Source organism: Bradyrhizobium guangxiense (assembly GCF_004114915.1).
GTDB classification, from domain to species: Bacteria; Pseudomonadota; Alphaproteobacteria; order Rhizobiales; family Xanthobacteraceae; genus Bradyrhizobium; species Bradyrhizobium guangxiense.
In genome coordinates, this window is record NZ_CP022219.1 from 6276833 (window position 1) to 6303623 (window position 26791).

Below are 26791 nucleotides of genomic sequence, written 5' to 3' on the forward strand. Positions count from 1 at the left end.
CGGCTCGACCGGGCGATCCCGTACTCCGAGGCGGCTGTGATTGAACCGAGAGGCCGCGGCGTACTGGATGCCCCAACTACGCGGGGCATGACAGCGAGATTTTGGCGAGGGTTGCGCTTCCCTGACGCCCCTCAGATCTTCTGGTTGTACTCGCCGACCTCGGGATGCGTGCCGAGCACGGCATTCACCATCTCGAACATGTCGTGCATGCGCTGCTCGGAGACCGGGCTCTCGACCACCACGACGAGCTCGGGCTTGTTGGAGGAGGCGCGCACCAGGCCCCAGCTACCGTCCTCGACCGTGACGCGCACGCCGTTGACGGTGACGAGATCGCGAATCGACTGGCCGCCGATCTTCGCACCCTTCGCCTGCAAGCCCTCGAAGTGCTTCACCACCTTGTCGATGACCCCGTATTTGACCTCGTCGGCGCAATGCGGCGACATGGTCGGCGACGACCAGGTCTTTGGCAGCGCGTTCTTCAAATCCGCCATCGACTTGCCCGGCGCACGGTCGAGCATGTCGCAGATCGCGATCGCCGAGACGAGGCCGTCGTCATAACCGCGGCCGAACGGCTTGTTGAAGAAGAAGTGGCCGGACTTCTCGAAGCCCGCCAGCGCGCCCATCTCGTTGGTGCGGCGCTTCATATAGGAATGCCCTGTCTTCCAATAGGCGACCTTGGCGCCCTGCTTCTGCAGCACCGGATCGGTGACGAACAGGCCGGTCGACTTCACGTCGACGACAAACTGCGCGTCCTTGTGGATCGCCGACATGTCGCGCGCCAGCATTACGCCGACCTTGTCGGCAAAGATCTCCTCGCCAGTGTTGTCGACGACGCCGCAGCGGTCGCCGTCACCGTCGAAGCCGAGGCCGACATCGGCTTTGTGGTGCAGCACCGCGTCGCGGATCGCGTGCAGCATCTCCATGTCTTCCGGATTCGGATTGTATTTCGGGAAGGTGTGATCGAGCTCGGTATCGAGCGGGACCACTTCGCAGCCGATTGCTTCCAGCACCTGCGGCGCGAACGCGCCGGCGGTGCCGTTGCCGCAAGCCGCGACCACCTTGAGCTTGCGCGTCAGCTTCGGACGAGAGGTGAGATCGGCGATGTAGCGCGCTGGGTAATTCTCGTGGAACTGGTAGGAGCCGCCGGCCTTGTTCTTGAACTCGGCGTTGAGCACGATCTCCTTCAGCCGTGTCATCTCGTCGGGGCCGAAGGTCAGCGGACGGTTGGCGCCCATCTTCACGCCGGTCCAGCCGTTGTCGTTGTGCGAGGCCGTGACCATGGCGACGCAGGGCACGTCGAGATCGAACTGCGCGAAATAGGCCATCGGCGTCACCGCAAGCCCGATGTCGTGCACCCTGCAGCCCGCAGCCATCAGGCCGGAGATCAGCGCGTATTTGATCGAGGCCGAATAGCCGCGGAAATCGTGGCCGGTCACGATCTCCTGCCGGACGCCGAGCTCGGCGATCAAAGCGCCCAGCCCCATGCCGAGCGCCTGCACACCCATCAGGTTGATTTCCTTCTGGAACAACCAGCGCGCGTCGTATTCCCGAAAGCCCGTCGGCTTCACCATCGGCTCGGATTCGAAGGCGTAGGGATTGGGCAACAATACGGATTTCGGCTTCGGGAACATTGAGACGGTCTCGTGAAAAGGGCGGGAATTGATGCAGCCTTAGCGAATGCCGGGCCGCAGCGGAAGGCGGGATTGAAGGCTTATGGCCGGTAATTGCGGCAGTTTGGTAACGAAGAAACGTTACCGCAAAGGCGTCCTAAGCAAGAACTCTTTTGAAAGAGCGGCGCCCGATCGCGGCAGGCTCCGCCTATTGCTCAAGCACCATCTGGCCGTTGGCGTATTCGAAGCGCTTCAGGCGGGACAGGAAGGAGAGGCCGAGCAGGTTCTCCGACAGCGCCTCGTCGGGCAGCACCATGGCGTCGACGTCGCGCACGACGAGACCGCCGACATCGAGCATGGCGATGCGGGCGCGCGCGGCCTTGATGGTGCCGTTGGCGGTGGAGACGGTAGCGTTGTAATCGCTGCGCGACGGACGCAGGCCAAAGCGGGCCGCCGAGGTCTCGTTCAGCGCAACCACGGAGGCGCCGGTGTCGACCATGAATCCGATGCGCTGGCCGTCGATCCGGCCCTCGGTCTGGAAATGACCGCGACCGTCGCGGGAAATGGCGAGACTGCGGCCGCCGGCTGGCGCACTCGTCGCGACCGCGACCGACGTGCGCGGCGCCGACGTAGCGGAAGCCGAGCTCATCTTGTCCGCCATCTGCGCCATAAAGGTGCCGAGGCCGATCATGACGGCCGCGATGATCATAATGTTACGCATCACACCACTTCCGGCCCGAAAGCTCGATTTCACCACACCGCGCGCCTCGCGGCGAGCGAAGCCGCGCCGGGGCCGTGTCATTTTGACGAAAAGGATGAGCGTATGGTTAATGGCTTGAACCTTCGCCGCTTGTGCGAGGTACGCTGGAAGAGACACCGGTGGTCTCCGCAGCGTCATGGCCGGGCTTGTCCTGCCTGCGGGCGGGAGAGGACATCTCAAGTCCCGCGCGGCTTCGCCCGGCGGGTCGGCAGCGCATTGGCCGGATCGTCCGGCCAGGGATGGCGCGGGTAGCGGCCGCGCAGGTCGGAGCGCACTGCGCTGTAGCTGCCACGCCAGAAGCCCGGGAGATCACGCGTCACCTGCACCGGGCGCTGTGCCGGCGATAACAGCTCCAACACCAGCGGCACCTTGCCGGCCGCGATCGAAGGATGGGTGTTGAGGCCGAACAATTCCTGCAGCCGGACCGCAATGCTCGGCCCCTGCTCGGCCTCGTAGTCGATCGCGAGCACGCTCCCCGTAGGCGCCTCGAAATGCGTCGGCGCCTCGCGGTCGAGCCTTGCCCGCATCTCCCACGGCAGCAGTGCCATCAGCGCATCGGAGAGATCCCCGGGCGAGATGTCCTTGAGCGCGATCTTGTCGTAGAGCGCCGGCACCAGCCAGTCGTCACGCCGTGCGATCAGCCCGTCGTCCGACAGATCAGGCCAGCTGTCGCCCTCGGCCCTGCGCAAGAACATCACGCGGTCGCGCCACTGCTTGGCGGCCTTCGACCAGGGCAGCCGGTCGAGACCGGCGGCGATCAATCCGTCGGCGAGAATGTGCGCGGTCTCCTCGGACGGCGACACCGCGAGGGTGGCTTCCGACAGCGTGATCGCATGCAGCGCGCGCTTGCGCCGCGCCCGAAGCGCCATCGCGCCACGGTCGAACGAGATCTCGTCCAGGGTCTCGATGTGCTCGGCGAAGTGCCGCTCGATCTCGTCCTCGGTGATCGGTGCCGCGAGCAGAATCCGCCCGCTCGCCGCCGTTCCCGTCATTTCACCAATCGCGATGTAGGACGCGCGGGCGAGCGAGGAGGTTTGCTCGACGGCGGCGCCGCGGCCATTGGCGAGCACGAAGCTGCCATTGCCGCGATTGCGCGCGACACGGTCCGGGAACGCATAAGCGAGCATCAAGCCGGTCGAAAGATCATCCTGCTGCCCGGCCTTCTCCGCAGCCGCCACTTGCGATGCCCAGCGCCGCGCCAGAGCGCGCGCGCTGGCGGCGCGCGGCGAGCGGTCACGGCGGAACTGGTCGCGCCGGTGCTCGAGATCGACGCTGTCGCCGCCAAGTCCGCGCTCGGTGATGATGGCCGCGATCTCGGCGGCGGCCTCGCCGCTGCCTGCGCGGTGCGAATCCACGATCATCCGCGCCAGCCGCGGCGGCAGCGCCAGTGCGCGCAGGCTCTTTCCCTCCGCGGTGATGCGGCCATCGGCATCGAGCGCGTTGAGCTCAGTCAGCAGGCTCTTTGCTTCCTTCCACGCCGGCCGCGGCGGCGGATCGAGGAACGACAATGCGGCGGGATCGCTGACGCCCCATTGCGCGAGATCGAGCACGAGCGAAGACAGGTCGGCACTCAAGATTTCCGGCTGGGTGTAGGGCGCGAGCGAGGCCGTCTGCGGCTCGTCCCAGAGCCGGTAGCAGACGCCGGGCTCGGTACGGCCGGCGCGGCCGCGGCGCTGGTCCACGGCGGCCCGCGAGGCGCGCACGGTCTCGAGCCGGGTCAGGCCGATGTCGGGCTCGTAGCGCGGCACGCGGGCAAGACCGGAATCGACCACGATGCGCACGCCCTCGATCGTCAGTGAGGTCTCCGCAATCGAGGTCGCAAGCACCACCTTGCGCGTACCCTTCGGCGCCGGCGCGATGGCACGGTCCTGTACGGCAGCATCGAGCGCGCCGAACAGCGGCACGATCTCGATCGAGGCGTCCTGTACCCGCTCGGAAAGGAAGTTCTGGGTACGCCTGATTTCGGCGGCGCCCGGCAGGAACGCCAGGACCGAGCCGCTATCGGCCCGCAGCGCGGACGCAATCGCATCCGCCATCTGCCGCTCCAGCGGGGCATCGACCTTGCGGCCGAGATAGCGCGTCTCGACGGGAAAGGCGCGCCCCTGGCTCTCGACGACGGGCGCTTCCCCGAGCAGTTTGGCGACCCGCGCGCCATCGAGCGTTGCCGACATCACCAGGATGCGCAGATCCTCGCGCAGCCCGGTTTGCGCGTCGCGGGCGAGCGCAAGGCCCATGTCGGCATCGAGCGATCGCTCGTGGAATTCGTCGAACAGGATGGCGGCAACGCCGGACAGTTCGGGATCGTCCAGGATCTGGCGGGTGAAGATGCCCTCGGTCACCACCTCGATCCGCGTCGCCCGCGAGATCTTCGAGCCGAAGCGGACGCGATAACCGACGGTCTCCCCGGCGCGCTCACCGAGCGATCTGGCCATGCGGTCGGCGCTGGCGCGTGCCGCGATACGGCGCGGCTCCAGCACGATGATCTTCTTGTCCCTCGCCCAGGGCGCATCGAGCAAGGCCAGCGGCACGCGCGTGGTCTTGCCGGCGCCGGGTGGCGCCACCAGCACGGCCGCGTTATGCGCCTCCAGCGTGCGCGACAGATCGTCGAGCACGGCATCGATCGGAAGGGGCGTGTCGAAGTTGCGGGGCAATGAAGCATCCGGTCGTCATGCCCGGGCCTTGTCCCGGGCATCCACGTCTTACCTCAGGCTCCGTCATTCCGGGATGGTCCTAAGGACCAGACCTCAGGTGCGCAATTGCGCACCGGGGAATCTCGAGATTCCGGGTTCGCGCTCTGCGCGCCCCGGAATGACAAAGTCACAAGGGCCATTGCGAATAACGAGTCAACCATCAGCCCTGAACCGGCGGGCGGCCGACGCTCTCATAGTTGAAGCCGGCGGCTTCCATGTCCTCGGGGCGGTAGATGTTGCGCAGGTCGACGATAATAGGCTGCGCCATGACGCTCTTCAGCCGGTCGAGGTCGAGCGCGCGGAACTGCACCCATTCGGTGACGATGACGAGCGCATCGGCGTCCTGCGCGCAGGAATAGGCGTCGTCGCAATAGGTGATGCTCGGCAGCTCGCTCTTGGCCTGCTCCATGCCGACGGGATCGAACGCCTTGACCTTCGCGCCCATGTCGATCAGGCCTGTCACCAGCGGGATCGACGGCGCATCGCGCATGTCGTCGGTGTCGGGCTTGAAGGTAAGGCCGAGCACGGCGACGGTCTTGCCGCGCAGATTGCCGCCGAGCGCCTGGCTCACCTTGCGCGCCATCGCGCGCTTGCGGTTCTCGTTGACCGCCAGCACGGATTCGACGATGCGCAAGGAGACATCGTAGTCCTGCGCGATCTTGATCAGCGCTTTGGTATCCTTCGGGAAACACGAGCCGCCGAAGCCGGGACCGGCATGCAGGAACTTGGTGCCGATGCGGTTGTCGAGGCCAATGCCGCGCGCAACCTCCTGCACGTTGGCACCGGCCTTTTCGGAGAGATCGGCGATCTCGTTGATGAAGGTGATCTTGGTCGCCAGGAACGCGTTGGCAGCGTATTTGATCATCTCGGCGGTACGGCGCGCCGTGAACATCAGCGGCGCCTGGTTCAGCGACAGCGGGCGATAGATGTCGCCCATCACCTTGCGGCCGCGCTCGTCGGAGGTGCCGACCACGATGCGGTCGGGGAACTTGAAGTCACGGATCGCCGCGCCCTCGCGCAGGAACTCCGGATTGGATGCGACCACGACGTCGGCGTTGGGATTGGTCTCGCGGATGATGCGCTCGACCTCGTCGCCGGTGCCCACAGGCACGGTCGACTTCGTCACCACGACCGTGAGGCCTTGAAGCGACTGCGCGATCTCGCGCGCGGCGGCGTAGACGTAGGAGAGATCGGCATGACCGTCGCCGCGGCGCGAGGGTGTGCCGACCGCGATGAACACGGCATCGGCTTCTGCCACCGGCTTCTTCAGATCGGTGGTGAAGTCGAGCCGCTTGGCCTTGACGTTGGTCGCGACCAGCTCGTCGAGGCCGGGCTCGTAGATCGGGATCTCGCCACGGTGGAGCGCCGCTATCTTCTTCTCGTCCTTGTCGACGCAGGTGACGTCGTGACCGAAATCGGCAAAGCAGGCCCCGGACACCAGTCCCACATAGCCCGTGCCGATCATCGCGATACGCATGAAAAGTCCCTGTTTTTGAATTGGTTAACGAAACGAAACCCCGACATCGGGGGGTTTAGCATTTTCCCGAGGGGAAGGAACAGCCCGCATGGAAAAAAGCGGCACGGGAAGTGAATCGGTAAAGAAGTGGGAAACCGTAGCCGCTCCACACTGCCCCACACCCGGACAGGACGGGCGGAACACGCCTCGAAAAGGGACATCATGGCACCATCAGGCACAATCGCAGGAAGCGGAGCAATCGGAGCCCCTTCCGCCGGCCGTGTCGACTGGGTCGACTACGCCAAAGGCATTTGCATCATCATGGTCGTGATGATGCATTCGGTGTTGGGTGTCGAGTTCGCCGCCGGCGAGACGGGTTTCATGCATGTGCTCGTTGCCTTCGCGAAGCCGTTCCGGATGCCGGATTTCTTCCTGATCTCGGGCCTGTTCCTGCCGCTGGTGATCGACCGTGACTGGCGAACCTACCTCGACCGCAAGGTGGTGCATTTCGCCTATTTCTATGTCCTCTGGGTGACAATCCAGTTCGGCTTCAAGGCGCCTTCCTTCGCGGCGGAGACGAGCTGGCAGCATGTTGGTCTGTTGTATCTCGAATCCTTCGTCGAGCCGTTCGGCACGCTGTGGTTCATCTATCTGCTGCCGGTGTTCTTCGTCGTCACAAAACTGACACGCAAGATCCCGCCGCTTGCGATCTGGCTCGCCGCCGCCGCGCTGGAGACGGCCGGCATCTCCACCGGCTGGACCGCGATCGACGAGTTCTGCTCGCGCTTCGTCTATTTCTATTCGGGCTATCTGTTCGCGCCTTACGTGTTCGCGCTGTCGGAGCGCGCGCGCAGACATCCGGCGCTTGCGCTCGCGGCGCTCGCGGCCTGGGCGCTGGTCAATGCCGGCCTCGTCGTGCTGGAGGTCAGCGAATGGAAGATCGTCTCGCTCGTGCTCGGCTTTGCCGGCGCCTGCGCGATCATCACGGTGGGCACGCTGCTCGCACGCGCGCAGTGGATGAACCTCCTGCGCTTCTGCGGCGAGCATTCGATCGTGATATATCTCGCCTTCTTCCTGCCGATGGCCGCAACGCGCACGCTACTGCTGCGCACTGGCGTCATCCCCGATATCGGTGCGGTGTCGCTGATCGTCACCGTGGTCGGGGTGCTCGGCGCGCTGGTGATCTGGCAGGCCGCGCTGCGGCTCAATGCGCGCTTCCTGTTCGAGCGGCCCGATGCGTTCTGGATCGCACCGAAGAAGGCTGCAGCCGCGCTACAGCCCGCGGAATAGGCCGCTCAGGGACGCAGATACAAAGCTCCCGTCGTCAGACCGGCCTCGAGATCGGCCTGAGCCAACGCTGCATCCTGCAAACTGTAGGCTTTCCCGCCCACCCGCAGCACGCCATCAGCTATCGCAGCCAGCACACGCTCGGCGGAACGGCGATACGCATCGACATCGTTCATGTGGGCCATGACGCTCGGCCGCGCCAGCATCAAGCTGCGTCGCGGCCCGAGATCGTGGACATCGACCAGGGGGATCGGACCGGCCGACTGGCCAATGCTCGCGACGACGCCGAATGGCCGCACGCAGGCGAGCGTCTTCTGCAACGTCGCCCCGCCAACACCGTCATAGGCGACATCGACGCCGCGCCCTGCAGTGAAATCGGCAACGGCTGCGGCGAAATCGGCGGCGCGCCCGACGATCACGTGAGACGCACCGGCAGCGCGAGCCGCCTCGACCTTCGCCGGTGAACCCACGGTCCCGATCACGACCGCCCCGAACGCGCTGGCCCAGCGCGTCAGCAACTGCCCCAGCCCTCCGGCTGCGCTATGCACGAGAATCGTCGTCCCACGGACGACAGGGAAAACGCGGCTGAGCAGCATGTCGGCCGTGATACCTTTGACGAACGCCGTCGCTACCGTCTCGTCCGGCAAGCCCGCCGGAAGCTTCACGCCGCGCCAGGCCGGCAGATTGCGCTCGGATGCGTAAGCACCGACGGGCGCACCCGCATAGGCGACACGGTCGCCGACCTCGAGACAGGTCACCTCCGCCCCCAGCGCCGCAACGACCCCGACCGCCTCGACGCCCGGAATCCGCTCGGACGGAAGCGCGTAGAGACCCGTGCGCTGATAGATGTCGATGGAATTGACGCCGATCGCGGTCTGCCGCAGCCGGATTTCGCCGCAGCCTGGCGGCGGCAGATCGACGCTCAAGACTTCGAGTTGGTCTACGCCGCCGGGCGCCTTCAACCTCACGATCACGGCCATGTCGCATTCTCCTGTCGCTGGCAGAAGACCTATGGAACGACGCAAAAATCTGCGAAACTGCTCAAAACTGAGATCTCGTTGTGAGGATTCGCACAGATGGACTGGACCGACCTGCAGCATTTCCTGGCGCTCGCGCGTGAGGGCACCCTGTCCGCCGCGGCAAGGAACCTCGGCGTTGACCACGTCACCGTGGCCCGCCGTGTCGCCGCCCTGGAAGCAGCCATGTCGCTCAAGCTCGTGGACCGCAGACCACGCAGCTATGAGCTCACCGAGGACGGCAAGCGCATCGCCAAGATCGGTGCGCCGATGGCAGAGACGGCGTTTGCACTGGAGCGCGCCGCGCAAGCTTCGAAATCGGAAGTTAGCGGCGAGATCACGATCAGCGCGCCGCCGTCGCTGGCCAACCTCCTGATCGCGCCAAAACTGGTTCTGCTGCGGCAACAGCATCCCGGCATCACGATCAAGCTGATCGGCGAGAAACGCACGGCCTCGCTCAATCGCCGCGAGGCCGACCTGGCGCTTCGCCTGTCGCGCCCGACCGAGCCGGGGCTGATCGCCCGCAAGATCGGCTATTTCGAGTTCGCTCTCTACGGCTCGCCCGGCTATCTGCAGGCGACAGCTCCGCATGCCTTCGCGTTCGTCGCCTATGATTCCAGCATGGACGAGGCTCCCCAGCAGCGATGGCTGATGCGCTTCGTCGGCACGCGCGAGATCGTGCTTCGCACCAACGACCTGGAGAACCAGGCGGCAGCCGCCAGGACCGGAATTGGGCTAGCCGCCCTGCCAAAATTTCTGGGCGAGGCCGACCCGCGGCTACAGCGCCATGACATCGGTGGCCGTCCGGTCGGGCGCGAGGTCTGGCTGGTGTTGCATCGTGACCTGCGCCGCACACCGGCGGTGCGCGCGGTGGCGAGCTTTCTCGAACATTGCCTGGCCGATCCCACGGCCTTTGCGAGGCCATGAATTGCCTGTGCGAGTCAGCAAAATTGCAGTCTGTCGAGGCTGTCTTTTGCCGTAAAAATTCATACATTGCGGCCATGCCAAAAACCTCCCCGAAGAATTCCGCCAAAGCCGATACCAAACAAGCTGCGCCAGCTGCAGCCAAACCAGTCGCAGCCAAGGCCGCCGGCAAGGGCGATCACGTGTTCCTGGTCGACGGTTCCTCCTACATCTTCCGCGCCTACCACGCGCTGCCGCCGCTGAATCGCAAGTCCGACGGACTGCAGGTCAACGCCGTGCTCGGCTTCTGCAACATGCTGTGGAAACTCCTGCGCGACATGCCGGAGGACAACCGGCCGACGCACCTCGCCATCGTGTTCGACAAGTCGGAGGTCACCTTCCGCAACGCGATCTATCCCGAATACAAGGCGCACCGGCCGCCGGCGCCTGACGATCTGATCCCGCAATTCGCGTTGATCCGCGAGGCGGTGCGCGCCTTCGACCTGCCCTGCCTGGAACAGGGCGGCTTCGAGGCCGACGATCTCATCGCCACCTATGTGCGCGAGGCCTGCGAGCGCGGCGCGAGCGCGACCATCGTGTCGTCCGACAAGGATTTGATGCAGCTCGTGACCGATTGCGTCACCATGTACGACACCATGAAGGACCGCCGCATCGGCATTGCCGAGGTGATCGAAAAATTCGGCGTGCCCCCGAACAAGGTCGTCGAGGTGCAGGCTTTGGCCGGCGACTCCACCGACAACGTGCCCGGCGTGCCCGGCATCGGCATCAAGACCGCGGCGCAGCTGATCACCGAATATGGCGACCTCGACCAGCTGTTGTTCCGCGCCGGCGAGATCAAGCAGCCGAAGCGGCGCGAGGCGCTGCTGGAGAATGCGGAGAAGGCCCGGATCTCGCGAAAGCTCGTGCTGCTCGACGACAAGGTGAAGCTGGACGTGCCGCTCGACGACCTCGCTGTCCACGAGCCCGACGCGCGCAAGCTGATCGCCTTCCTCAAGGCGATGGAGTTCACCACGCTAACGCGCCGCGTCGCTGACTATTCGCAGATCGATCCTGCCAATGTCGACGCCGATGCAAGCAACAGCAGTAGCGCCCGCGCCGGCGCCGGCGCCGCGAAGGCAACATCGTCCGAGGCTTCCGGCGATCTCTTCGCCGCGCCTGGAGCTGTGGCGACGGGCGGCGACAAGGGCGACAAATCAGCGAGCCTCAAGGGCACACCGGTTTCGCTCGCCGCGGCGCGCGAGGAAGCGATGCGCAAGCTTCCGGTCGATCGAACCAGGTATCAGGCGATCAAGACGCTGAAGGAGCTCAACGCCTTCATCGTCCGCATCCATGATGCCGGCCATGCCGCGATCGAGATCAGGGCCAACTCCATCGATCCGATGCAGGCCGAGTTCTGCGGCATCGCGCTGGCGCTGGCGCCGAACGATGCCTGCTACGTGCCGCTGGCCCACAAGCAGTCCGGCGGTGGCGCCGGCCTGTTCGACGCCGGGCTTGCGCCGGACCAGGTCAAGCACGCCGATGCGATCGAGGCGCTGCGCCCGGTGCTGGAATCCCCAGGCATTCTCAAGATCGGCTTCGACGTCAAATTCGCCGCCGTGATGCTGGCGCAGCATGGCATCACCTTGCGCAACACCGACGACGCGAAGCTGATCTCCTACGTGCTCGATGCCGGCCGCGGCTCGCAGGAGCTGGATTCGCTATCCGAGCGCTGGTTCGGCCATGCCATGCTGAAGGAGGGCGAGCTGCTCGGCAGCGGCAAGGGCAAGATCACCTTCGACCAGGTGCCGATCGACAAGGCCTCCGCGCTGTCGGCCGAAACCGCCGACGTCGCCCTGCGGCTCTGGCGCGTGCTGAAGCCGCGCCTCGTCGCCGAGCACATGACCGCGGTCTACGAGACCCTGGAGCGGCCGCTGGTCTCCGTGCTTGCGCGCATGGAGCGGCGCGGCATCTCGATCGACCGCCAGGTGCTGTCGCGCCTGTCCGGCGACTTTGCCCAGACTGCGGCGCGCGTCGAGACCGAGATCCAGGAGATCGCGGGCGAGCCGGTCAATGTCGGCAGTCCCAAGCAGATCGGCGACATCCTGTTCGGCAAGATGGGATTGCCGGGCGGCACCAAGACGAAGACCGGCGCATGGTCGACCACCGCGCAGGTGCTGGACGAGCTCGCCGAACAGGGCCACGAGTTCCCGAAGAAGATTCTGGAGTGGCGCCAGGTCTCGAAACTGAAGTCGACCTACACCGACGCGCTGCCGACCTACGTCAATCCGCAGACCCATCGCGTGCACACGACCTACGCGCTGGCTGCGACCACGACCGGCCGGCTGTCGTCGAACGAGCCAAACCTGCAGAACATCCCGGTGCGCACCGAGGATGGCCGCAAGATCCGCCGTGCCTTCGTCGCCACGCCCGGGCACAAGCTGGTCTCTGCGGACTATTCGCAGATCGAGCTCAGGCTGCTGGCGGAGATCGCCGACATTCCCGTGTTGAAGCAGGCGTTCCGCGACGGCCTCGACATTCACGCCATGACCGCGTCGGAAATGTTCGGCGTTCCGATCAAGGGCATGCCGAGCGAGATCCGCCGCCGCGCGAAAGCGATCAATTTCGGCATCATCTACGGCATCTCGGCGTTCGGTCTCGCCAACCAGCTCGGCATCGCCCGTGAGGAGGCCTCCGCCTACATCAAGAAATATTTCGAGCGCTTCCCCGGCATTCGCGCCTATATGGACGAGACGCGGGACTTCTGCCGCAGCCACGGCTACGTCACCACGCTGTTCGGCCGCAAATGCCACTACCCTGACATCAAGGCCTCCAACGCCTCGGTGCGTGCGTTCAACGAACGCGCCGCGATCAATGCGCGGCTGCAGGGCACCGCCGCCGACATCATCCGCCGCGCCATGACGCGGGTGGAGGATGCGCTGGCCGCAAAGAAGCTGTCGGCGCAGATGCTGCTCCAGGTGCATGACGAATTGATCTTCGAGGTGCCGGACGCCGAGGTGGAGGCGACGCTTCCCGTCGTGCAGCACGTGATGCAGGACGCGCCGTTCCCGGCCGTGCTGCTGTCGGTACCGCTACATGTGGACGCACGCGCGGCGAGCAACTGGGACGAGGCGCATTAGCGGGACCCCTTCACCTCGCCCCGCTTGCGGGAGAGGTCGGATCACATCACAGATGTGATCCGGGTGAGGGAGTACAGGTCTCACGCCAATCTCACGTGTGGAGAGAGCCCCTCACCCCAACCCTCTCCCCGTAAGAACGGGGCGAGGGAGCGCAGCGAGGACGCGGCGAAAAACTCAATTGTCCTCCGAGCAATTGCGCGATGGCCGGGCAGCATCGCCCATATTAGAACCGTGGCATCTCCCGCCCCGGTTCACCCATGCCCCACACCTCCGCCCTGCTCGGCTTCGCCCTCGTCTGCCTCGGTCTCGTGCTCACGCCGGGACCGAACATGATCTACCTGATCTCGCGCTCGATCACGCAAGGGCCCGCGGCGGGCATGGTCTCGCTCGGCGGCGTCGCGCTCGGCTTCGTGTTCTACATGCTGTGTGCGGCGTTCGGCATCACGGCGCTGCTGCTCGCGATTCCCTTTGCCTATGACGCGCTGCGCTTTGCCGGCGCGGGTTATCTGCTCTGGCTCGCCTGGCAGGCGGTGAAACCGGGCGGGCGCTCGCCGTTCCAGGTGAGGAAGCTCGCCATCGACAGCCCGCGCAAATTGTTCGCGATGGGCTTCGTCACCAATCTGCTCAACCCGAAGATCGCGATGCTGTACCTCGCATTGCTGCCGCAGTTCATCGACCCCACAGCCGGCAGCGTGCTGACCCAGTCGGTGGCGCTCGGCACCATCCAGGTCGTGATCAGCGTCAGCGTCAACGCCATGATCGCGCTCGCCGCCGGATCGATCGCGCTGTTCCTGGCAACCCGGCCGAGCTGGATGCTGGTGCAGCGCTGGCTGATGGGCACGGTGCTGGCCGGGCTCGCCGTGCGGATGGCGGTGGAAGCGAAAAAGGTGTGACGTTCTTTCTTACCTCCCCTGGAGGGGGAGGGTCGCTGCGCATGTAGCGAAGCGGAATGCGTAGCGGGGTGGGGTGACGGTCCCTCCCCATCCAACAGTGCTCGAGTGGAGAGATCGCCCCACCCCGCTCGCGCGTTGCGCGATCGACCCTCCCCTGGAGGGCCCTCCGGGGGAGGTGAGCGAAGCTCAATCCAGCTTCGCATCCATCCCGCGCTTCACTCCCGGTCGGGCCATCAGGGCGTCGTACCAGCGCTTGACGTTGGGGAAGTCGGCCAGATCAACCTTGTGGCGAGGATGGCGCCAGGCCCAGCCCAGGATGGCAAAATCGGCAATTGAGAGCTCGCCGGCTACGAAGTCGCGCCCCTCCAGGCGGCGATCCAGCACGCCATAGAGCCGGCGCGTCTCGGCCATGAAGCGCTTCAGGCCATAGGCTCGGTCCTGCTCGTTCTCCAGTGCGATGAAATGATGCACCTGGCCCGGCATCGGCCCGAAGCCCCCCATCTGCCACATCAGCCATTCGTAGACCGGGATGCGCTGGACAAGCGATGTCGGCAGGAATTTGCCGGTCTTTTCGCCGAGATAGAGCAGGATCGCACCGGATTCAAAGATGCTGACGGGCTTGCCGTCGGGCCCCTCGGGGTCGACGATCGCGGGAATCTTGTTGTTGGGAGAGAGCTTGAGGAACTCCGGCGCCATCTGCTCGCCTTTAGTGATGTTCACCGGGATCACCTTGTAGGGCAGCCCCATCTCCTCCAGCGCGACCGAGATCTTGCGGCCATTCGGCGTGTTCCAGGTGTGCAGCTCGATGGTCATTTCAGGCACTTCCTTCCCCGAGAAAATCTGGGCATCCACCTACTCCAGAAGGTCGCATCCCCACAACCGGCGGACCGGGATGGCCGATCCTTGTTGACGGGACACGCCCCCTCTGGAATGTCGCCGCCGTCGCGGATAAATTCCGCCACCTTCAAGAAACGCTGTTCGAGGGACCGCCGTGTCGAAATCTGCCTCCCGCGCCCGCCTGTTCGAAATCATCCGCCGGCGCTCATTCGGCCGCGGCGAGGTGACGCTCGCGTCGGGCCGCAAGAGCGATTTCTACTTCAACCTCAAGCCGACCATGCTCGACCCCGAGGGCGCGACGCTGCTGGCCGAGCTCACCTACGAGGCGCTGAAGGACGATCAGCTCGATTTCATCGGCGGCCTCGAGATGGGCGCGGTGCCGCTTGCCGGCGCACTGGCGCAGATCTCCTGGATCAAGGGGCATCCGATCGCGGCGTTCTTCGTGCGCAAGAAGCCGAAGGAGCACGGCGCCAAGCTTGCGATCGAGGGTCTGCCCAAGGGCGAGACGCTGGCCGGCAAGCGCGTCGTGATCGTCGAGGACGTCACCACCACAGGCGGCTCGGCGATGAAGGCGGTGGAATCCGTGCGCGAGACCGGCGCCAATGTGGTGCTGGTGCTGACCATGGTCGACCGCGAGGAAGGCGCTACCGACACCTTCGGCGCGGCCGGCCTGCCGTTCCGCTCGCTGTACAAGGCCTCGGAGTTCTTGAAGGCCTGATCTTTCCCTCGCTCTCCCCGCGGGGAGAGGTGAAGAGGCGCCCTCAACCGCTCATTTACCATCCGGCTCTATGGTAAATCATGTGCTGAGACCCCTGGGTCCCGGCCGGTTCAGTAGCGTCGGGTGGAGTGAGCGTTGCGTACAGTCCTGTCCCATACGCGCCGGCGGCGTCGCGCGATGCTCGTGGCCGCCGCGCTTGCAGCGCCGCTGCTGGCAGCTCCCGCCCCGGTTTCCGCCGAAGGCCTGTTCGATTTCTTCTTCGGCGGCATGCAGCAGCAGCGGCCGCAGCGCGAGGTGCCGCAGCAGGCGAGCTCCTACGCCGATCCCTTCACCGGGCAACAGAATGCCGCAACTCCGCAATATGTGCCGCCGACGCGGTCGGCCGCCGCGGGCGGTTCAGGTCCGGCTTTCTGCGTGCGCAGCTGCGACGGCAAATATTTCCCGTTGATGCGCGGCCTCGCCTCGCCGGCGCAGATGTGTCAGGCGTTCTGTCCTGCCAGCACGACCAAGGTCTATTTTGGCTCCTCGATCGACGGCGCAGCCTCGCAGACCGGCGAGCGCTATGCTGACAGCGAGAACGCGTTCGCCTACCGCAAGGCGCTGCGCGCCGATTGCACCTGCAACGGCCGCGAGCCGGTCGGCCTTGCCCCGGTCGATCTCGCGCTGGATTCCTCGCTGAAGGCCGGCGACGTGATTGCCACCACTGACGGCTTGGTCGCCTATACCGGCATCCGCGTCGGCAATGACCAGGCTGCGGACTTCACCCCGGTTGCCTCCTATCCCGGCCTCACCGCCCAGGTCCGCGCCCGGCTCGGCGAGATGAAGGTGGCGCCGGTGCGCGCCGAGACCGTGTCGGCCGATGCGCCGGCGTCAACCGAGATCGTGCGCGAGGCGCTGCCGGACGTGCCAGTGCCGAAGACAGCCGCGAAGCGGGCGGGGTTGGAGTAACGTAGTCTCGTGTCCCCGGACGCAGCGCGGCACGAAGTGACGCGACGCAGAGCCGGCGCACAAGACGACTATCTCCCGATGATCACCCCGATCACGTTCGGCGCGGACAGATATTTCTCCTCGATCGCCGCACGCGCGGCGGCGCGGTTGTCCGGCGTCAGCAGGCCGCGCTTCTCGGCCAGGATCATCCAGCAGAAGCCCCACCAGTCCGTCAGCATGCCCGTCTCGCCGACGAGGTCGTAGCCCTGCTCGGCCGCGAAGATGCGCGCATGGGCTTCGTCCAGCGTGTCCAGGAACAGATGGTCCTCGGCCGAGAACAGATCGTCGCTGACGTCGTCGATGGTGTAGCCCCAGATCGACTGGCACACCGCGTTGAACTCGCGGTCGAACTGGTCGTCGTCGACCCTCTGGCGCCGCGCCGCCTGATGCAGCCGCGACAACGAGCGCGCGAAATCGGCGATCCGGGTGAGGGCAAATTGATCGAAGGCGATGGTGGACATCTAGTCCTCGCAAAGTCTGACAAACGCTAGATATTGTGTCGGCATTGCGCCGAATCACAATGATATATCAAAGACTTGCTAAAGTGTTCTTAATTTGTTCTGGCGAAGCGCCGAAATCTCATGTGCAGCGCGAGGCGGCAATGGCATGGACGCGGCGGTCGCCGAGCAGATGGGCGACAAAGCCATTGACCGGAAAGATCTTTGCGAATGCTGCGTCGCGGATGCTGAGGCCGCCGGCGTAGGCGCCGAAGGCCGGCATCACCGCCCGCATCCCGTCGCTGGCGAAGCAGCGGCGCTCCATGACGCGGCCACGCGCCGACACGCGCGCCTTGGGATGGAGATGGCCGGCGATCTCGCCGCGCGCACCGGTCGGCTCGTGAGGGAAGGTGATCGAGCCGATCGCGACTTCGTCTGCGACGGTGCCGCCGAGATCGCGCGGCAGCATCGGATCGTGATTGCCGGAGATCCAGATCCAGTCGCGTCCGGCCTGCAGCGCCGCGACGGCCTCGCGATCATCCGGCGACAACCGCTCATGCGCCGTGCGATCGTGAAAGCTGTCGCCGAGGGCGATCACGGTACGCGGATCATGGCGGGAGATGACAGCAGCAAGACGGCTCAGGGTCGCAAGCGTATCGTAAGGCGGCAGCAGCACCCCGCGGGCGGCGAAGCTGGAGCCTTTTTCCAGATGCAGGTCGGAGACGACGAGCAGGCGCTGCTCGTCCCAGAACAGCGCGCCGGAGAGATCGGCGGCGAAGGTCACATCGCTGATGGTGACTGTGGACACGCGCATGTCGTCGACATCCCCCGAAACCTGCGCGCCCATCGTCACGTCCGAAACCTGCTCTATCCCATCGCCTCTTTGACGAGCTCGTCCGCGGCTTCGGCCAAGAGCTCGTCTGCAGCTTCGCCATAGACTGACTCGCGGCCGATTTCCAGCATCACGGGCACGGCAAGCGGGGAGACGTGGTCGAGTTCCCGGTGGGTGATGCGGCCATGGATGCGCATCAGCATGTCGCTGAGGCGGCGCAAATCGAGCAGGCCGGTGGCGGCATCGGCACGGGCGGCGCGCAAGAGGACGTGATCGGCCTGGTGCTTGCGCAGCACATCGTAGACCAGATCGGTCGAGAACAACACCTGGCGGCGGCTCTTCTCCTCGCCGGTGTGCCGGCGCGCGATCAGGCCGGAGATGATGGCGCAGTTGCGGAACGTGCGCTTCATCAGCGCGGACTCGGCGAGCCAGGCTTCGAGATCATCGCCGAGCATGTCGGGGTCGAACAGCGCGTTGAGGTCGATCCGACCGCTGCGGATCATGAAGGAGAGATCGCCGAGGCCCCAGATCGCCACCGCATATTCGTTGGCGACGAAGCCGAGCGGCCGCGCGCGGGCGCGCTCGAGGCGACGCGTCAGCAGCATGCCGAGCGTCTGGTGCGCGAGGCGGCCCTCGAACGGATAGCAGACCAGATAATGCTTGTTGGCGCGCGGGAAGCTCTCGACCAGGAGCTCGCGCACCGCCGGTACGCGGGAGACGTCCCTCTGCAGCGACAGCCAGTCACGCACCTGCTCCGGCAGGCCGCCCCAGGCGCGCCCGTCATCGAGCAACCGGCGCACGCGCTCGGCAAGATAGGTCGAAAGCGGAAACTTGCCGCCCATATAGGACGGCACCTTGGGGTCCTTGTCATGCGCGCGCGAGACATAGACCTGGTCCTCGACCAGGGTTTCATAGCGCACCACCTCGCCTGAGAACACGAAAGTATCGCCGGGCGAGAGGCCCTCGATGAAGGCTTCCTCGATCTCGCCGAGCAACCGGCCGCCACGCGCGATCACGCCTGTCGATCCGCCTGCTTTTCCTTGCCCGCCGCCGCGCGCGCGCACAAGGCGCACCTTGAGCATGTCGTCCTCGACGATGGTGCCGACATTCATGCGATAGCTCTGCCGCACCTTGGGATTGGCGACGCGCCAGCGCCCCTCCTTGTCCTGCTTGATGCGGGCGAAGCGCTCATAGGTCTTCAGCGCGTAGCCGCCGGAAGCGACGAAGTCGACGACGTCGTCGAAATCCTGCCGCGACAGGCCGGCGTAGGGCGCGGCTGTGCGAACCTCGGCATACAGATCGTCGCTGAGGAACGGCTCGCCGCAAGCACAGCCGAGCACATGCTGCGCCAGCACGTCGAGGGCGCCCGTGCGCAAGGGCGGCGTGTCCTGCGCATTCTCAGCGATGGCGTCGATCGCGACGCGGCACTCCAACACCTCGAAACGGTTGGCCGGCACCAGCACTGCGCGCGAAGCTTCGTCGAGGCGATGATTGGCGCGGCCGATCCGCTGCATCAGGCGCGAGGAGCCTTTTGGCGCGCCGATATTGACGACGAGATCGACGTCGCCCCAATCGACGCCGAGGTCGAGCGAAGAGGTGCAGACCACGCCGCGCAGTCGGCCCGCCGACATCGCGTCCTCGACCTTGCGGCGCTGGGCGACGTCGAGCGAGCCGTGATGCAGCGCGATGGCCAGGCCGTCGTCGTTCATGCTCCAGAGATTCTGGAACAGCATCTCGGCCTGGCTGCGGGTGTTGACGAAGATCAGCGTGGTCTTGTTCGCCTTGATCAGCTCGTAGATCTCAGGAAGCGCGTGGCGCGCGCTGTGGCCGGCCCAGGGCAGGCGCTCGCGCGTGTCGAGCATCTCGACCTCTGGCGGCGCCGCACCGCCGGCGACGACGACATCGGCGGCCGCCTCCCGGCCATCGGGCTGCGGCACCAGGAAGCGCGCGAGCTGGTCCGGCTCGGCCACGGTCGCCGACAGGCCGATGGCGCGCATCTGCGGCGCCAGCCGCCACAGCCGCGCGAGGCCGAGCGAGAGCAGGTCGCCGCGCTTGGAGGTCACCAGCGCATGCAATTCGTCGAGCACGATGCGCTTGAGGGAGGAGAACAGGAACGGCGCATCGTCGGAGGACAGCAGCAGCGCAAGCTGCTCGGGCGTCGTCAGCAACACCTCCGGCGGATATCGCCGCTGCCGCTGGCGCCGCGACACCGGCGTGTCGCCGGTGCGGGTCTCGACCTTGATGGGAAGACCCATCTCCGCGATCGGCCGCTCCAGATTGCGCGCGATGTCGACGGCGAGCGCCTTGAGCGGCGAGATGTAGAGCGTGTGCAGGCCGCCGGTTCGTTGCAGGCTGCGGCCGGTGGACACGAGGCTTTGCTTCGCCTCCGGTTTCCGTTCGGCCGCCTGCGCTGAAAGCTCCACCAGCGTCGGCAGGAATCCCGCCAGCGTCTTGCCGGCGCCGGTCGGTGCGATCAGCAGCGCCGAGCGGTCCTCGCTCGCCTTCTCCAGCAGCGCCAATTGATGCGCGCGCAGTGACCAGCCGCGGGCCGCGAACCATTGCTGGAAGCGGCTTGGCAGCAGCGTGGCCGGCTTGGCCGATGCTTGGAGGGTACGAGGTGGCACGACATGACAGGTAAGCCGTAGGGATGGCTTCGTCGAGGGGTGCCGCCCTCCCCGCCTGCACGAGGAGGGCCCGAGGTCCTACGCGCCGGCCGGCACCTGATCGAGAAAACCGGTCACGCTCCTGATCCGGCCGTCTTTCAGCTCGGCGAAATCCGTGCCCTTGATCGGGCTGTCGGCGCCGTCGGGACCGAGGCCCCAGGAAAAGCGGATGTGGTCGCCGTAGCCGTTGGGCTCGCCGATCAGGTGGAATCTAAAATCGGGAAAGCGCTGCTGCACGCCTGCGATCAGCGCCTCGATACTGTCGCGGCCATCGCCCTTCATCAAGGGATCGACATAGCTCGCATCATTCGTCCAGTTCTCGCTGAGCAGCTCGCGGCGCCGGCCGGCGGCGCGCTCGTTCCAAAGCTCGATGTAGCGGCGGGCGATGGTGTTGGGATCGGTCATGATGCTCTCCTTCGATGGCGCCGTGTTGTCCGGCTGATCCGACTATCGAAGCTTCGCGCGCGCTGATCGATTACCTCCGAGGTCATGCGCATGATCCGGACAAGGGCGAAGCGGCTTTTCGATCAGGTCATGCGCAAAAAATGAGGCGCGATGATGCTTCATCGCGCCTCAACGAGCGTCAAGTTTCGCGAAATCACTTCGCGGCGGTCACCATGATCTCGACGGTGTATTGCGGCGCCGCCAGCTTGGCTTCGACAGTGGCGCGTGCGGGGGTGTTGCCGGGCGACACCCAGGCGTCCCAGACCGCATTCATTTCGCCGAACGTCTTCATGTCGGTGATGTAGATCGTGGCCGAAAGCAGCTTCGACTTGTCGGTGCCGGCCTTGGCGAGATGGCCGTCGATGGTCGCCAGGATGTCCTGGGTCTGCTTCGTCACGCTTTCGCCGGCCGCCTTGTTGGCGACGACACCGGCGAGATAGACGGTGTTGCCGTGAACGACGACCTGGCTCATGCGCGGGCCGGTTTCAAAACGCTGAATGCTCATTTACGGATCTCCTCACTGGAATGGCGGCCCTGTCTAGCCTAGCACCTCGCGCTCTGCCACCCCCGGCGCGCATGCGTTGCCCGCGCACGCATGCGTTAACTGCGCGCAGGCCTCAGCACCGAACAGGTGCCCTTTAGGGAAACTGACTGAAAAAAGCCCAGATCGTCTCGGCGCCGTCGATATCGCCGTTCTGCGGTCCCAGCAGGCTGGCTGCGATCTTGGGGAAGCGGGCATCCGGAGAAAATCCGGGCATGCGATGGCCGCCATTGTTGACGCGATAGAGCACGACGTCGTGGCCGGCCGGACAGCGCGCGGAGACCCGCGTCACCGTGGACTGGTCCGCAGCGTTCCTGTCGGGCAGATCGGACCTTGCCGCATCATCGGTGTCGCAGCCGTTGAGCTTGCGCCAGAACTCCAGCGTCTCCTCGGTCGACCAGAATCCGTCCGCGGCAAAATAGCTCGATCCGCGCCCACCGGCGTAGGGGACCAGCGGATCGGCCGTGCCGTTCATGATCAACATCGGCAACGGCCGTGACGGATGGCAGGTGACAGCAGCTTCGTCGGTGAGATTCATGATCACGCTCGCACCGGCCGCAAACAGCTCGGCGCGGGCGCAGGCCATGGTCATCGCCATGGCGCCGCCATTGGAGATGCCTGCGACGAAGACGCGCTTTGCATCGGCGGTCCCGTCGGCCACCAGCTTCTGGACGAGCCTTGCGATGAAGGCGACGTCATCGGTGCCAGGCGGAGGCCCGCGCAGTGCGGGTCCCGCTTTTGTCCGCGCATCGGCCCAGGCATGGTTGAGTCCGTCGGGAAACACCACGGCCAGCCCTTCGCGCTTCGCGACCTGCGGCCACGCCGTCCGCGTGATCATGTCGGCGCCGCGCTGGGTCTTGCCATGCAGCACGATCACCAGCGGTGCAGGCCTCTTGGCCGGCAGCTGCGCGGTGTAGGAGCGCTTCACGCCGTTGACGTCGATCGTGTCGGCGGATGCAGCGGAAGCCGCGGCCAATGCCGCGACCATCGCCGCGATGCGCATCCACCGCCGCATGAGCTAGCCTACCGCTTTGGCAGCGGCACGGCCCGCATTGCGGCCCGAGAACAGGCAGCCGCCGAGGAAGGTGCCTTCGAGCGAGCGATAGCCATGCACGCCGCCGCCGCCGAAGCCGGCGGCTTCGCCGACCGCATAGAGGCCGGGAATGACGCTGCCCTCGCCGCCGAACACGCGCGAGTCGAGATCGGTCTCGAAGCCGCCCAGCGTCTTGCGGGTGAGGATGTTGAGCTTGACCGCGATCAGCGGCCCCTGCGCGGGGTCCAGGATCCTGTGTGGGGAGGCGGTGCGGATCAGCTTATCGCCGATATAACGGCGCGCATTGTGGATGTTCATCACCTGCGCGTCCTTGACATAGGGATTGGCGATCTCGCGGTCGCGCGCCTCGATCTGTGTCCTGATATGCGCGAGCTTGAGGAGGTCGCTGCCGGCAAGCTTGTTCATCTCCGCGACTAGATCCTCGAGCTTGTCGCGTACGATGAAGTCGACACCATGGCTTTTGAATGCCTCCACCGGCGCCGGCGCGCCCTTGTTGGTGGCGCGGCGCAAGGTCATGCGCCAGCTCTTGCCGGTGAGGTCGGGGTTCTGCTCCGAGCCCGAGAGCGCAAACTCCTTCTTGATGATGCTCTGGGTCAGGATGAACCAGGAATAATCATATCCCGTCGACATGATGTATTTGAGCTGGCCGAGCGTGTCGGAGCCGGGAAAGAGCGGCGCCGGCAGTCTTGTGCCCGTGGCGTCGAACCACATCGAGGAGGGGCCGGGCAGGATGCGGATGCCATGGCGCGGCCAGATCGGATTCCAGTTCTGGATGCCTTCGACATAATGCCACATGCGGTCGCGATTGATCAGCCGCGCGCCGGATTTCTCGGTGATGCCGATCATCCGGCCGTCGACATGTTCGGGCACGCCGGAGATCATGAATTTCGGGGAATCCCCGAGCCGCTTCGGCCAGTTAGCCCGCACCAGATCATGATTGCCGCCGATGCCGCCGGAGGCGACGATCACGGCCTGCGCCTTCAGCGCAAACTCGCCGACCACATTGCGGGAGGAGCTCTTGCCGCGCTCGACATTGTCAGGGGCGAGGATCGCGCCGCTGACGCCATCCACCGTGCCGTTGGTGATCGAGAGCGCGTCGACGCGGTGGCGGAACCTGAAGCTCAGCCGGCCGCTTTTGACGGCTTCGCGGGCGCGGCGCTCGAACGGCTCGACGATGCCGGGGCCGGTGCCCCAGGTGACGTGAAAGCGCGGCACGGAATTGCCGTGGCCCATCGCGTCATAACCGCCGCGCTCGGCCCAGCCGACCACGGGAAAAATGCGATGACCCATCGCCCGCAGCCAGGCGCGCTTCTCGCCGGCCGCGAAGGCCACATAAGCCTCCGCCCATTGGCGCGGCCAAAAGTCCTCATCGCGGTCGAAGCCGGCGGCGCCGAGCCAGTCCTGCATGGCGAGGTCGAAGGAATCCTTGATGCCGAGCCGGCGCTGCTCCGGCGAATCGACCAGGAACAGTCCGCCGAACGACCAGAACGCCTGTCCGCCGATCGACTGCTCGCCTTCCTGGTCGACCACGATCACGCGCCTGCCCGCATCGGCAATCTCGGTTGCGGCCACGAGGCCCGACAGTCCAGCGCCGACGACAATGACGTCCGTGTCCTCAGCCATGTGTTTCCCCCTCCATGATTCCCCTTTCCATGGGTTCCCCCTGTATTTGCCCGGATTGAAGCCAGCGGTTGCAACTGAGATCAAGGGCGTGGCGCGTAAGACATCATTAACTTGTTCCACTCCGGGATAGAGACCGGCCAAGTGCAGCGCGGACGCAACACTGGATTTGAATTTGTTTTGAGCGAGCCAGCCTGCCTAGACAAAACCTTGGTTACGACCGACGCTAGCCGTGCATCACCACCTGACACGCAGATTCGAATTCGACTGGGGCGGGGACAATGAAGTTTCTGACGGGGTTGCTTGCGGCGCTTCTGTTGATCGCTGGCATGGGGGCTTCTCACGCGGTGGTTCGGATCGCGGATGACCGCGGTGGCCGGATTGGAACCTATGTCGACAAGTACCAGGACCTGCGTCAATCGGGCGAGACCGTCATCATCGACGGCCTCTGCGCCTCTGCCTGCACCATCGTTCTCGGCGCCATCCCGCATGACCGCATCTGCGTGACCTCGAGTGCGACGCTCGGCTTCCACGCCGCCTGGGATTTCGGCAGCAATGGCCGCGCCGTCACCAATACCGAGGCGACCCAGATGCTCTATGCGATGTACCCCTCGCAGGTGAAGCGCTGGATCAACCAGCGTGGCGGCCTCACCCCGCACATGCTCTTCCTGAAGGGCAAGCAGCTCCAGGCCATGTACAAGCCCTGCTATCTGGACGCGCAGGCCTCGACCATCAGGCCGTCGCGCCGGTCCCTCCCGCAAACGGACCAGATCGAATCCGCCCGGGGCCAGCTCCTGCACTGACATCCTCGGCCTGACTGGATCGTTCTGGCCCGCCTGCGGCTTGCCCGCCGGCGGGCCAAAGCTTATCTGTGGCCTTGGGAACCGGGGCCATCGCCCTTGATCGTTGTCATGGCTCAACCACTGCATCCGACGCATCCATTACAGGACAATTCGTCCACTGCCGGCCGGACGCCGTCCGTGCTGCTGTGGGCGGGAGCGGCGATCGGCGGGGGGCTCGTGCTCGGCGCGCTGGCGCTGTGGCTCCACTATGGCACGCAGATGTTCTTCGAAATGATCAGGGCCGGTTTCGCCGCCTGCTTCTGATCCGCGACAGGAAGTTTTCCGCTCATGAGTTCCGCCACCCGTCCGCTGGTGATCGCGACCGCCTTCGCCGCAAGCCTCGTTGTCGGGCTCCTGATCATGTTCTGGGCCATGGGCGGGGTTAGCAAGGTGGCGCAGCCGGCCGCGATCGGCGGTCCGTTCCAGCTCACCGACCAGAACGGCAAGGTCGTCACCGACAAGAGCCTCAAGGGCAAGCCGACCCTGATCTTCTTCGGCTACACGCATTGCCCCGACGTCTGCCCGACCTCGCTGTTCGAGATCTCGGAAGTACTGCGCGCGATGGGCAAGGATGCCGACAAGGTCAATGCCATCTTTATCTCGGTCGATCCCGAGCGCGATACGCCGGCGACCATGAAGGACTATCTGTCGAGCTTCGATCCGCACCTCGAGGGCCTGTCCGGCGATCCCGCCGAGACCGCCAAGGTCATCACCTCCTACCGGGTCTATGCCAAGAAGGTCCCGACCAAGGACGGCGACTACACCATGGACCACACCGCCCTGATCTACCTAATGGACCGCGAGGGGAGGTTCGTCTCGCCGTTCAACCTGAAGCGCACGCCGGAAGAGGCGGCGGCGGATTTGAAGAAGTATCTCTGAGGGCCTCGCCCGGGCGGACACATCGTCATGGCCGGCCATGACGTCTGCGAGACCTTTACTGAGCCCACAATCGGCGCTCGCGTTCCCGGCGGGATGGTCTATAACGCCCTCCGATCCCAATGAAATTCGTTCATTTCCGGCCGATGGCTCCATCGCAACAGGCGAAATCGTCCAAATCTGCCCGCGGCTTGCTGACAGGGCTGGCCGTCGGCGCCTGCCTGCTCATGGGCCTGCCCGGCGCCCGGGCCCAAGCTCCCGCCAAACGGCCCCCGGCATCACCCCAGGCCACGCCGCAGGTCGCCCCCCAGGCCGCCCCGCAGGCCGTGCCCGGCTTCTGGGACCCGCGGCGGCGGCCGGAACGGCCGGACCTGTCGCGCCTGACCGTGATCCGCTTCCTGACCGAGACCGACTATCCGCCGTTCAACTACACCGGCGCCGACGGCAACCCGGCCGGCTTCAACGTCGATCTCGCCCGCAGCCTGTGCGAGGAGATCAAGGTCACCTGCACGGTGCAGATGCGTCGCTTCGAGACGCTGGTCGACGCGCTCTCCTCCAACCGGGGCGATGCCATCATCGCCTCGATGGCGGTGAGCCCGCAGCTGCGCGCCCGGGTCGACTTCACCGACCCCTATTACCGCGTGCCGGCGCGCTTCGCCTCGCGCAAGGACGCGGTGATGCCGGAAATCCGCCCCGAATACCTCGAAGGCAAGAAGGTCGGCGTCATCGCCGGCTCCGCGCACGAGGCCTATCTCAGGGCCATGTTCACCGACGCCGAGCTGCATCCCTATCCCAGTGACGACGCGATGCGCGCCGCCCTTCGCAAGGGCGAGGTCGACTTCATCTTCGGCGACGCCATCTCGCTCGCGTTCTGGATCAACGGCACCGATTCCAGCGATTGCTGCGCCTTCTCCGGCGGCCCCTTCGTCGAGAGCCGTTTCTTCGGCGAGGGCATCGGCATCGCAGTGCGCAAGGGCAACGACGTGCTGCGCCAAGCCCTGAACTGGGCGCTGTTCCGGGTCTGGGAGAAAGGCCGCTACACCGATCTGTGGCTGCGCTATTTCTCGGTGAGCCCGTTCTAATCATCGATCGTCATTCCTGGCGCGCGAAGCGCGAACTATGGTCGGCAGTTGCGCACCTGAGAATCTCGAGATTCCGGGTTCGATGCTGGCGCATCGCCTCGGAATG

At 65.5% G+C, this 26791-nt stretch carries 23 protein-coding genes; 10 read left to right on the forward strand and 13 right to left on the reverse strand.

Annotation, left to right across the window (positions count from 1 at the left end; all coding sequences use genetic code 11):
* Nucleotides 1–131: 131 nt before the first annotated feature.
* The 4 genes from X268_RS30155 to X268_RS30170 form a co-directional block, all read right to left on the reverse strand.
* The gene (locus X268_RS30155) at nt 132–1631 is read right to left on the reverse strand and encodes a phosphomannomutase/phosphoglucomutase (protein WP_128928310.1); all 1500 of its coding nucleotides are present in this window, start codon (nt 1629–1631) and stop codon (nt 132–134) included.
* Nucleotides 1632–1818: 187 nt separating this feature from the next.
* Nucleotides 1819–2331 (reverse strand): TIGR02281 family clan AA aspartic protease, encoded by a 513-nt coding sequence (locus X268_RS30160; protein WP_164937998.1) that lies wholly within the window; start codon nt 2329–2331, stop codon nt 1819–1821.
* 215 nt (nt 2332–2546) lie between these two features.
* Nucleotides 2547–5021: an ATP-dependent helicase HrpB gene (gene hrpB / locus X268_RS30165; protein ID WP_164937999.1), complete on the reverse strand. Its 2475-nt coding sequence runs from the start codon at nt 5019–5021 to the stop codon at nt 2547–2549.
* 199 nt (nt 5022–5220) lie between these two features.
* Nucleotides 5221–6537 (reverse strand): UDP-glucose dehydrogenase family protein, encoded by a 1317-nt coding sequence (locus X268_RS30170; protein ID WP_128928312.1) that lies wholly within the window; start codon nt 6535–6537, stop codon nt 5221–5223.
* A 201-nt stretch (nt 6538–6738) separates the two neighbouring features.
* Between X268_RS30170 and X268_RS30175 the strand changes: the two genes are divergently transcribed.
* On the forward strand, nt 6739–7806 hold the full coding sequence (locus tag X268_RS30175) for an acyltransferase family protein (protein WP_128928313.1): 1068 nt from the start codon (nt 6739–6741) through the stop codon (nt 7804–7806).
* 5 nt (nt 7807–7811) lie between these two features.
* Here the strand turns inward: X268_RS30175 and X268_RS30180 are convergent, their stop codons facing one another.
* Nucleotides 7812–8783 carry a quinone oxidoreductase family protein gene (locus tag X268_RS30180; protein WP_128928314.1) on the reverse strand — a complete coding sequence of 324 codons (972 nt, stop codon included), beginning with the start codon at nt 8781–8783 and terminating at the stop codon, nt 7812–7814.
* A gap of 96 nt (nt 8784–8879) precedes the next feature.
* On the opposite strand from X268_RS30180, the gene X268_RS30185 reads away from it, so the two are divergent.
* From X268_RS30185 to X268_RS30195, 3 genes are all read left to right on the forward strand, one after another.
* Nucleotides 8880–9746 carry a LysR family transcriptional regulator gene (locus X268_RS30185; RefSeq protein WP_128928315.1) on the forward strand — a complete coding sequence of 289 codons (867 nt, stop codon included), beginning with the start codon at nt 8880–8882 and terminating at the stop codon, nt 9744–9746.
* Nucleotides 9747–9820: 74 nt separating this feature from the next.
* Nucleotides 9821–12859, forward strand: coding sequence for a DNA polymerase I (polA, locus tag X268_RS30190; protein ID WP_128928316.1), 3039 nt, complete (start codon nt 9821–9823; stop codon nt 12857–12859).
* 257 nt (nt 12860–13116) lie between these two features.
* Nucleotides 13117–13752, forward strand: a complete 636-nt coding sequence (locus tag X268_RS30195) for a LysE family translocator (protein WP_128928317.1) — start codon at nt 13117–13119, stop codon at nt 13750–13752.
* Between the two features lie 186 nt (nt 13753–13938).
* Here the strand turns inward: X268_RS30195 and X268_RS30200 are convergent, their stop codons facing one another.
* Entirely contained in the window at nt 13939–14565 is a 627-nt protein-coding gene (locus tag X268_RS30200) for a glutathione S-transferase family protein (protein WP_128928318.1), read from the reverse strand.
* Between the two features lie 178 nt (nt 14566–14743).
* On the opposite strand from X268_RS30200, the gene pyrE reads away from it, so the two are divergent.
* The gene (gene pyrE, locus X268_RS30205) at nt 14744–15307 is read left to right on the forward strand and encodes an orotate phosphoribosyltransferase (protein WP_027575142.1); all 564 of its coding nucleotides are present in this window, start codon (nt 14744–14746) and stop codon (nt 15305–15307) included.
* 177 nt (nt 15308–15484) lie between these two features.
* Complete coding sequence (locus X268_RS30210; RefSeq protein ID WP_164938202.1) at nt 15485–16255, forward strand: DUF2865 domain-containing protein; 771 nt, start codon at nt 15485–15487, stop codon at nt 16253–16255.
* A gap of 68 nt (nt 16256–16323) precedes the next feature.
* Here the strand turns inward: X268_RS30210 and X268_RS30215 are convergent, their stop codons facing one another.
* The 7 genes from X268_RS30215 to X268_RS30245 form a co-directional block, all read right to left on the reverse strand.
* Nucleotides 16324–16755: a hypothetical protein gene (locus tag X268_RS30215; RefSeq protein WP_128928319.1), complete on the reverse strand. Its 432-nt coding sequence runs from the start codon at nt 16753–16755 to the stop codon at nt 16324–16326.
* A gap of 118 nt (nt 16756–16873) precedes the next feature.
* The gene (gene pdeM / locus X268_RS30220) at nt 16874–17545 is read right to left on the reverse strand and encodes a ligase-associated DNA damage response endonuclease PdeM (protein WP_164938000.1); all 672 of its coding nucleotides are present in this window, start codon (nt 17543–17545) and stop codon (nt 16874–16876) included.
* Nucleotides 17546–17598: 53 nt separating this feature from the next.
* On the reverse strand, nt 17599–20187 hold the full coding sequence (locus X268_RS30225) for a ligase-associated DNA damage response DEXH box helicase (RefSeq protein ID WP_128928321.1): 2589 nt from the start codon (nt 20185–20187) through the stop codon (nt 17599–17601).
* A 78-nt stretch (nt 20188–20265) separates the two neighbouring features.
* Nucleotides 20266–20631 carry a nuclear transport factor 2 family protein gene (locus X268_RS30230; protein WP_128928322.1) on the reverse strand — a complete coding sequence of 122 codons (366 nt, stop codon included), beginning with the start codon at nt 20629–20631 and terminating at the stop codon, nt 20266–20268.
* A 193-nt stretch (nt 20632–20824) separates the two neighbouring features.
* Nucleotides 20825–21175 carry a RidA family protein gene (locus X268_RS30235; protein WP_027575148.1) on the reverse strand — a complete coding sequence of 117 codons (351 nt, stop codon included), beginning with the start codon at nt 21173–21175 and terminating at the stop codon, nt 20825–20827.
* 133 nt (nt 21176–21308) lie between these two features.
* The gene (locus tag X268_RS30240; RefSeq protein ID WP_128928323.1) at nt 21309–22226 is read right to left on the reverse strand and encodes a CE1 family esterase; all 918 of its coding nucleotides are present in this window, start codon (nt 22224–22226) and stop codon (nt 21309–21311) included.
* A gap of 3 nt (nt 22227–22229) precedes the next feature.
* Complete coding sequence (locus X268_RS30245) at nt 22230–23888, reverse strand: FAD-binding dehydrogenase (protein ID WP_128928324.1); 1659 nt, start codon at nt 23886–23888, stop codon at nt 22230–22232.
* Nucleotides 23889–24166: 278 nt separating this feature from the next.
* On the opposite strand from X268_RS30245, the gene X268_RS30250 reads away from it, so the two are divergent.
* The 4 genes from X268_RS30250 (at nt 24167) to X268_RS30265 (ending at nt 26685) form a co-directional block, all read left to right on the forward strand.
* Nucleotides 24167–24688 carry a hypothetical protein gene (locus tag X268_RS30250; protein WP_128928325.1) on the forward strand — a complete coding sequence of 174 codons (522 nt, stop codon included), beginning with the start codon at nt 24167–24169 and terminating at the stop codon, nt 24686–24688.
* A gap of 108 nt (nt 24689–24796) precedes the next feature.
* Nucleotides 24797–24991: a hypothetical protein gene (locus X268_RS30255; protein WP_128928326.1), complete on the forward strand. Its 195-nt coding sequence runs from the start codon at nt 24797–24799 to the stop codon at nt 24989–24991.
* 24 nt (nt 24992–25015) lie between these two features.
* A complete protein-coding gene (locus X268_RS30260) occupies nt 25016–25606 on the forward strand; it encodes an SCO family protein (protein ID WP_128928327.1) in 591 nt (196 codons plus the stop codon).
* A 143-nt stretch (nt 25607–25749) separates the two neighbouring features.
* Nucleotides 25750–26685 (forward strand): ABC transporter substrate-binding protein, encoded by a 936-nt coding sequence (locus tag X268_RS30265; RefSeq protein WP_128929437.1) that lies wholly within the window; start codon nt 25750–25752, stop codon nt 26683–26685.
* The last annotated feature ends 106 nt before the right edge of the window (nt 26686–26791 follow it).